Here is an 8145-nt window from a genome sequence, read left to right as displayed (position 1 = left end):
TGATAATTTGAATACTTTTTCTTTGCAGTTTCATAACCTGTATCTGTAAAAGTGGAAATTAAAATATTCATTTTAAAAATAGAAAAAAATTTCCTTACAAGGTTTTCAGATAAATTAACTTCCCCCACTGAAGAACAATGTATCCAGATATAATTTTCTTTTTTTAAATTAGAGAAATCTTGAAATAGTCTTTTTTTTATAAAATCTTTTTTTTTCTTTGAAAGAAAGGGTTTTGATAAAAATAAAATTAAGTTTCTAAAAAAATTATACATAGTTTACATCCTTATTTTTTCTTCTATTTTTTTAGAGATAAAGTCTAGAACTTCTTCTATCTTTTTTTCTGTACTATCAAATTCAAAAGCATCTTTTGCTTTGATAAGAGGGCTTTCCTTTCTGGTGCTATCCATATAATCCCTGTCTTTTATTGATTTTAAAACTTCTTCATAAGTAAGTTCTGTATCTTTCTGATAGAGCTCTTTATACCTTCTCTTAGCTCTTTCTTCAGGAGAAGCAATAAGATATATTTTTAAATTTGCATCTGGAAAAACAACGGTTCCTATATCTCTTCCATCTAAAATTACATTTTTTCCTTCACTTATTTTTCTTTGTAATTTTACTAAATTTTCTCTAACAGCTTTTATACTAGCTATTTTTGATACTTTTGCATTTACTCTAGGTTCTCTAATTTCCTTTGTAACCTCTTTAGAATTTAGAAAAAATTTATCTTCATTCATATCCAAAGAAATGTTATTTAGCACTTTATTCATAGCTAGCTCATTTTCAAAGTCTATATTATTATCTAAGCAGTAAAGAGTAATCATTCTATACATAGCGCCTGTGTCTATATATGTAAATCCATATTTATTTGCTATTAGTTTAGCTATAGTACTTTTTCCACTACCTGCTGGTCCATCTATTGCAACTATAAAATTTTTCATAAATCCTCCCTGCTTTAAAGTGCTTTTTTTAAAATTATAGCTCTCCATTCTTTATCTTCTTTAATTTCCTCAACTTCTAATCCAACCTCTTTTGCTTTTGAAATAATAGAGGCTAGCTTATCTTCTATAATTCCTGATAACATTACCTTACTTTCACTTTTTAAGATAAATTTTATTTCATCCAGTAATTTTATAAGAACATCAGATAAAATATTACAAAGAACTATATCGAACTTCTCATTGTTTAAAATTTCTAATAAATTTCCTTTCAAAATTTTTATTTGAGACATATCTATCTTGTTTAAAAGTAAATTTTCGCTTGCAACTTCTATAGAGAGTTCATCTATATCTGTTCCATAAATTTCCTTTGCACCCAGTAGACTTGCTGCTATCATAAGTATACCTGAACCTGTTCCTATATCTATTACTCTTTTATCAAAAAAATTCTCTTTTTCCATTAATTTTAGAAGCAAAGATGTTGTAGGATGTGAACCAGTACCAAATGCTCTTCCTGGATCAAGTTCAATTACAAATTCGTCATTCTTTTTTTCATAACTTCTCCAAGTTGGTTTTACTATAAACTTCTCACTTACTTTTTCAACAAAAAGATATTTTTTCCAACTGTTTTGATAATCATCTTCATCATATTCATAAAAGCATAAACTATATACTATATTCTCATCATCCTTAAATTTATTAGCAAAGGTCTTTTTTAAAGCTTCTTTCCTTTTTTCTGAATAAATATTCATTGGGAAATAAGCTGAAATAGAATTTTCTGACTGTAAGAACTTCTTTTCATCTTTGTAGAAATTTAGAGGATCTTTATTTAAAATAGGTTCTTCAATTTTAAGACCAGTTACTCCAAAACTATAAAAGATATCTGAAATTAGTTTTTTATATTTCTCTATATTATCACTTTCATATAAAAGTTTAGCTTCTAATACTTTCATTCTTTACTCCAAATTATTCTTTTTATTTTTTTTGTTTTTCCACTTTTTGTATCTAAATTTATCTCTAAACCGTTTAAGTACTCATTTCCCTCAGCTATATCAAATTTTTGAGGTAATGAAGTTAAAAATTTATTTATGACTACTTCGGGTAAAGTTCCTATTACACCATTTTGTGAACCTGTCATTCCTATATCACTTATATATGCAGTACCTGTTTCAAAGATTTTCTCATCTGCTGTTTGAACATGAGTATGAGTACCATATATTAAACTTACTTCACCTGATATATATCTAGCCAGAGCAATTTTTTCTGAAGTTGCTTCTGCATGAAAATCAACTATGATGTTATTAGTAGTTTTTTTAAGTTTTTCGACTAATTTTTTTAGGCTTCTAAAAGGGCAGTCAACAGGATTCATGAACACTCTACCTTGTAAAGATATTACAGCTATTTTTGAAGCTTTTTTCTCCTTAATAACATATCCTTTTCCTGGAGCTTCTTCAGGATAGTTATGAGGTCTTAAAAGACTATCTGTACTATTTAAATAATCATAAATTTCTTTTTTATCCCAACTATGATTACCACCAGTTATTACATCCACTCCCCATGAAAAAAATTCCTCAGCAATTTTTTCAGTTATACCAAAGCCAGCGGCTGAATTTTCACCATTTACTATTATAAAATCATATGTATTTCTATATTTTTCTAAATATTTTTTTAGAGTATTTCTACCAGGATGGCCAACTATATCTCCTACTATTAAAATTTTCATTTTTATTCCTCGCCTATTTAAAATTTTTACTCTATATTATACCATAAAAAAACAAATATTCTTTTATTTTTAGAATATTGTCTTTTAAATTTTGCTATGTTATAATCTAAAAGTTATTAAAATAAACATTATTTTAAAAGGAGAACACTATATGAAAAGAAGTTTATCAGGAATACAACCAAGTGGTATTTTACATCTTGGTAATTATTTTGGAGCGATGAAACAGTTTTTGGATTTTCAAAATAGTTATGAAGGTTTCTATTTTATAGCTGATTATCACTCTCTTACATCACTTACTAATCCTAAAGAATTAGCACAAAATACTTATGATATAGTTTTAGATTACTTAGCTATAGGACTTGATCCAAATAAATCAACTATATTTCTTCAATCGAATGTTCCTGAACATACAGAGATGACATGGTTTTTGTCAAATATTACTCCTGTTGGATTACTTGAGAGAGGACACTCTTACAAAGATAAGATTGCAAAAGGAATTTTTCCAAATACAGGACTTTTAACCTATCCAATTTTGATGGCTGCAGATATTTTGATTTATGACAGTGACTTAGTTCCCGTTGGGAAAGATCAAAAACAACATTTAGAAATGACAAGAGATATAGCCATGAAATTTAATCAGCAATATGGTGTAGAATTTTTTAAATTACCTGAACCTTTAATTTTAGATGATTCTGCAATAGTTCCAGGAACTGATGGTCAAAAGATGAGTAAATCTTATGGAAATACAATAAATATGTTTGCAAGTAAAAAACTTTTGAAACAACAGGTTATGAGTATAGTGACTGATTCTACTCCTTTAGAAGAACCTAAAAATCCAGATAATAATATTGCAAAAATCTATGCTCTTTTTAATAATATATCAAAACAAAATGAGCTTAAAGAAAAATTCTTAGCTGGAAATTTTGGATATGGACATGCGAAAAATGAATTGCTAGATTCTATTTTAGAATATTTTGGAGAAGCTAGAGAAAGAAGAGAAAAATTAAAAGATAATATGGATTTAGTTTATGATATTTTAAACGAGGGTTCAAAAAAAGCAAGAGCGATTGCAATTGAAAAGGTTAAAAAAGCCAAAGAAATCGTTGGATTAATTGGAAATATTTATTAAATAATCTTATTTATAATCTTTAAAAAATTTCTATAAAAATAGTTCCAGATAGATCTGGAACTATTTAGAAATTTTATTTAATTTTTTACAATTCTTTTCCATTAATTTTTAAATTATTTATAAATTTCAATGTATCTTCTTTTGTAGCAAAAAGATTATGGAATTGATTTTCAAGACAACATAATTCAAAAGAGTTACAAACCACTTTTCCATTAGCATCGACCAAATAAAAAATATATTGATCTCTCCACGGTTCTTTTTCTTTGACCTTTCTCATTACTTCATTCACATCAACACAATTAGTATCAACTAATACAGTAACAACAACCATATCATTACCAGCATTCTCACAAGGAAATAGGAAATATTTCATAAAACCACTCTCCCTTCTTAAATTATATGACATAAATGTAAAGTATCTTGTTACTTTAATTATATACTTTTTCTTACTTTTTGTCTAGTAATTTCACTTTAATATTATGAATTATAATATAAATTTTCGGTAGGGAATACCTGATCACAAGTTACATCTATTCCTAATTTTCTTAAAGATTGTTCGTCATTCCTTCCTAAAATATGTGTTGAATGTGCTTGAACACCTTCAAGTTGAGGGAGTTTTGAGAGAGCTACCTTAGCCATAGGATTTGTTGCCGCAGAGATACTTAAGGCAATTAGAACTTCTTCACAATTAAGCGGAATTTTTTTATTTTTAAATGCTTTTTCATTTAATTCAATAATTGGTTCCAGAATAGTTGGAGATATAAGTAAAAGTTCGTCATCAAAATTTGATAAATATTTTATTGCATTCAAAATAGCTGCAGAAGGTGCATCCATAAGATTGGATTTTTTTCCTGTAATAATTTTACCATCATTCATTTCTAAAGCTAAAGCAGAAGGAATATCTTTTTTATCTTCCTTCATTTCCATATTAAGTAGGGCTAATTTTTCTCTTGCAAATTTAACAACTTTTCTATCATCTTCTTTTAATTCTAAACTATGCATAATAAATTCAGCTCTTTTAAAAGTTTCTAAATCCGCATTTCCTTTTTTATAATCGCAAGCAGTTTTAAAATATCTTCTTATAATTTCTTGTTTAGAAGCTTCTTTTATAATGTCATCATCTATAATCCCATATCCTACTCTGTTAACTCCCATATCTGTAGGTGATTGATATATAGATTCTTTTCCAGTAATTTTTTCAATTATCCTTTTAAGCAAAGGAAAAGCTTCTATATCTCTATTATAATTTATTGCAATTTCACCATATTTTTCTAAATGAAAAGGATCTATCATATTTACATCATTTAAGTCAACAGTTGCTGCTTCATAAGCAATGTTTAAAGGATGTTTTAATGGAACATTCCAAACAGGGAAAGTTTCAAATTTTGAATAACCAACCCTCTTACCTTTTTTTGATTCGTGGTAAAGTTGGTTTAAGCATGTAGCTAATTTACCACTTCCAGGTCCAGGAGCAGTCACAACAATAATAGGCTTTGTTGTTTCTATATAGGGATTTTTTCCATAGCCTTCGTCACTAACTATAGTTTCAACATCAGTAGGATAGCCTTTAGTAGCAAAATGTTTATAGGTTTTTATTCCTCTTCTCTCCAATCTATTTATAAAAAGTTCAGTTGAAGGTCTTTCTTCATATCTAGTAATAACTACACTGTTGACTTCCAGTTCTTGACTTCTTAAATCATCGATTAATCTAAAGACATCCATATCATAAGTTATGCCAAAGTCTCCTCTTATTTTATTTCTTTCTATATCACCAGCATATACACAGATAATAACTTCGATTTTTTCTTTAAGTTTATTTAAAACTTTAATTTTTGCGTTTTCATCAAATCCAGGTAAAACTCTTTTAGCATGTAAATCATTAAAAAGTTTTCCACCAAATTCAAGATAAAGTTTATCATAGTTATTAACTCTTTCAAGAATATATTTTGACTGTTCCTCTAGATATTTGCTGTGATCAAACCCAATTTTCATAAATTATTCCTCCATAAAAATTAATAAAGATATAAAATAAAACATGACTCTATAATATAACATGTTCCACAAATTTTTAAAAGTATGATTTTTGAAAAATAAAAATTTTTTCTTGATTTTTCTTTTTAAATTAAAATATAAAAATTGACTAACTAAGTATAAATTTATATAATATATAATATGCAAAGACATAAAGAAAAATTAGTGATTAAGGGGATAAAATGAAGAAAAAAAATATAATGATTATGGGTACATCTTCAGGAGCAGGAAAAAGTACCTTTGCAGCAGCGCTCTGTAGAATTTTCTATAAAGATGGATTTAAAGTTATGCCTTTTAAATCTCAAAATATGGCTTTAAATTCTTTTTTTACTAAAGATGGAAAAGAAATGGGAGTTGGGCAAGCAATTCAAGCAGAAGCTGCAAATTTAGAAGCAAGCGTAAAAATGAACCCAATTTTATTAAAACCAACTAAGGATAAAAAAATTCAAATTTTTATCAAAGGCGAGAAAAAATTATTAATGACAGGATTAGAATATAACAATTATAAAAAAAATTTGATACCAATCTTAGAAGAAACTTACAAGGAATTAAAAGAAAAAAATGATATTGTAGTAATTGAAGGAGCAGGCAGCCCAGCCGAAATAAATATTAAACAAGAAGATATTTCAAATTTTGGAATGGCAAGAGTTGCAGACGCTCCTGTTATACTTATAGCTGATATAGACAGAGGTGGTGTTTTTGCTTCTATTTATGGAACGATTATGCTTTTATCTGAGGAGGACAGAAGAAGAGTAAAAGGTATAGTTATAAATAAATTTAGAGGAAATTCAAAAGTTCTTAAAACAGGATTTGAAATTATAGAAAAACTTACAGGAGTTCCAACTTTGGGAGTTCTTCCCTATGAATATATAGATTTGGAAGATGAAGATAGCATTTCTGAGAAAGATAAAAATTCAAAATTTAGAGAATATAAAATTCATGACAATGCGTATAGACAAGAACAATTTGATAAGTTAGAAAAATTAGTCAGAGACAATATTGATATTGATAAAATATACGAGATAGTTAATTCAAATTAAAGTTTTAAGGAGAGAATGGAAATATGAGTATAAGTTTCTATGTAAAAAATAAGAAAAAATTTTTAGGTTATGAATCTGTTTTAACTGTAGAAAAAGCCTTGGATTTTCTAGGACGACCACTTTTGACTTATAATTTTGATCTTTCTAACGAAAGTATTGATATTAATAAGTTTTTATTTTCGTCCATTTCTAATTATGAATGTGTTTTAATAGGGGAAGATGGAAAAAGTGCAAGAGGTTTTGAATTGTCCTATGACAAAGAAGAAAAGCATTATGCTGTAAGAATTTATACTCCTTGCTCAAGAGAAGATTGGCTTTTGGCTTTAGAATATATAAAAACATTGGCTAAAAAATTTAATTCAGAAATTTCAAATGAGAGAGAGGAAGTTTACACTGTTAATAATATTGATGACTTTGATTATGAAAGTGATATACTTTTTGGAATAAAATCAATTTCGTCAAGGATAGAAGAAGATAATTCTCAAATACACAGTATTTTTGGAGTAAATAGAGTTGTAGACTTAAATAAAAAAATGATAGAGGAAATAGATAATTCAGCGAATCCTATTGATACTTTTTCGGCTATGATAAAAGAGATTCAATATTTGGATGCCTATTCAGCCCGTCAATTTTTTTATGCTAATGAAGCAGATAGCAAAATTATGGGCTCATATACTTTAACAGAAAATCTAAGAACAATTCTTCCTTATAAACCCTATGTTGAATTTGAAAATTTAGAAATAGTAGAAAATGATGAGGTCTCTTTTTGGAATATAAGTTTAGTTACAATTGATGGTGATGAAAATGATAGAGAGAGTTATAATGTTGCTGGAGAGTTAAATTATGATGAGTTTATTCAAAAGATCCCAATCAATAAGTATAACTTTATAGATGGAACATACATTATGATAGAACCATTAACTAAGGAAGAAATTTTGGAATTACTAAAATGATTTTTAACATGAAAAATGGAGAATAAAAAATGTTTAATTACTTTACAGTAAAATTTGCTTTAGCATATATTATGGATTTGATATTAGGTGATCCTAGATGGATATATCATCCAGTTATTGTAATAGGTAAATTGATAGTTGTTCTTGAAAAAATACTATACAGATTTAAAAATAGAATTTTAGCAGGTGTAATTTTAAATACTCTAACTTTGCTTCTAGTATTCTTAATTTCTTTGTTTTTTACATATTTAGGAGCATTTTTTGAAATTTTTTTTCTCTATACTACATTGGCTACGAGATGTTTAGCTGATGAGGGAATAAAGGTTTATAAAAT

Annotated in this window: 8 protein-coding genes and 2 pseudogenes; 4 read left to right on the top strand and 6 right to left on the bottom strand. The window is 27.2% G+C overall.

Annotation, left to right across the window (positions count from 1 at the left end):
• The 4 genes from Q4A58_RS05685 to Q4A58_RS05670 form a co-directional block, all read right to left on the bottom strand.
• Positions 1-272: glycosyltransferase N-terminal domain-containing protein (locus Q4A58_RS05685; RefSeq protein WP_303117352.1), on the bottom strand; the 272-nt coding region annotated here is incomplete at its 3' end.
• A 3-nt stretch (positions 273-275) separates the two neighbouring features.
• Positions 276-938: a (d)CMP kinase gene (cmk, locus tag Q4A58_RS05680; protein WP_303117349.1), complete on the bottom strand. Its 663-nt coding sequence runs from the start codon at positions 936-938 to the stop codon at positions 276-278.
• 14 nt (positions 939-952) lie between these two features.
• A complete protein-coding gene (prmA, locus tag Q4A58_RS05675) occupies positions 953-1888 on the bottom strand; it encodes a 50S ribosomal protein L11 methyltransferase (RefSeq protein WP_303117346.1) in 936 nt (311 codons plus the stop codon).
• Positions 1885-2658: a TIGR00282 family metallophosphoesterase gene (locus tag Q4A58_RS05670; protein ID WP_303117343.1), complete on the bottom strand. Its 774-nt coding sequence runs from the start codon at positions 2656-2658 to the stop codon at positions 1885-1887. Before Q4A58_RS05670 ends, prmA begins: the two co-directional genes overlap by 4 nt.
• A 151-nt stretch (positions 2659-2809) precedes the next feature.
• Between Q4A58_RS05670 and trpS the strand changes: the two genes are divergently transcribed.
• Positions 2810-3787, top strand: coding sequence for a tryptophan--tRNA ligase (gene trpS, locus Q4A58_RS05665; RefSeq protein WP_303117340.1), 978 nt, complete (start codon positions 2810-2812; stop codon positions 3785-3787).
• Positions 3788-3872: 85 nt separating this feature from the next.
• Here the strand turns inward: trpS and Q4A58_RS05660 are convergent, their stop codons facing one another.
• Positions 3873-4160 (bottom strand): hypothetical protein, encoded by a 288-nt coding sequence (locus Q4A58_RS05660; protein ID WP_303117339.1) that lies wholly within the window; start codon positions 4158-4160, stop codon positions 3873-3875.
• Between the two features lie 104 nt (positions 4161-4264).
• Positions 4265-5779 (bottom strand): DUF1846 domain-containing protein, encoded by a 1515-nt coding sequence (locus Q4A58_RS05655; RefSeq protein WP_303117336.1) that lies wholly within the window; start codon positions 5777-5779, stop codon positions 4265-4267.
• A 221-nt stretch (positions 5780-6000) separates the two neighbouring features.
• Between Q4A58_RS05655 and Q4A58_RS05650 the strand changes: the two are divergent.
• The 3 genes and pseudogenes from Q4A58_RS05650 to Q4A58_RS05640 form a co-directional block, all read left to right on the top strand.
• Positions 6001-6774, top strand: a pseudogene (locus Q4A58_RS05650) (cobyric acid synthase); the annotation flags it as partial.
• Between the two features lie 107 nt (positions 6775-6881).
• The gene (locus tag Q4A58_RS05645) at positions 6882-7811 is read left to right on the top strand and encodes a DUF4299 family protein (protein WP_303117333.1); all 930 of its coding nucleotides are present in this window, start codon (positions 6882-6884) and stop codon (positions 7809-7811) included.
• A gap of 29 nt (positions 7812-7840) precedes the next feature.
• A pseudogene (locus tag Q4A58_RS05640) lies at positions 7841-8145 on the top strand (cobalamin biosynthesis protein); the annotation flags it as partial.

Source organism: Fusobacterium sp. (genome assembly GCF_030528405.1).
Lineage (GTDB): Bacteria > Fusobacteriota > Fusobacteriia > Fusobacteriales > Fusobacteriaceae > Fusobacterium.
Note: the sequence above shows the minus strand (reverse complement) of the source record. Positions and strands in the feature narration are given on the sequence as shown.

Coding starts and splice junctions, on each gene's coding strand:
- Q4A58_RS05655 (WP_303117336.1), bottom strand. CDS start 5,779: ATGAAAATTGGGTTTGATCACAGCAAATATCTAGAGGAACAGTCAAAA.
- Q4A58_RS05670 (WP_303117343.1), bottom strand. CDS start 2,658: ATGAAAATTTTAATAGTAGGAGATATAGTTGGCCATCCTGGTAGAAAT.
- cmk (WP_303117349.1), bottom strand. CDS start 938: ATGAAAAATTTTATAGTTGCAATAGATGGACCAGCAGGTAGTGGAAAA.
- Q4A58_RS05645 (WP_303117333.1), top strand. CDS start 6,882: ATGAGTATAAGTTTCTATGTAAAAAATAAGAAAAAATTTTTAGGTTAT.
- trpS (WP_303117340.1), top strand. CDS start 2,810: ATGAAAAGAAGTTTATCAGGAATACAACCAAGTGGTATTTTACATCTT.
- prmA (WP_303117346.1), bottom strand. CDS start 1,888: ATGAAAGTATTAGAAGCTAAACTTTTATATGAAAGTGATAATATAGAG.
- Q4A58_RS05660 (WP_303117339.1), bottom strand. CDS start 4,160: ATGAAATATTTCCTATTTCCTTGTGAGAATGCTGGTAATGATATGGTT.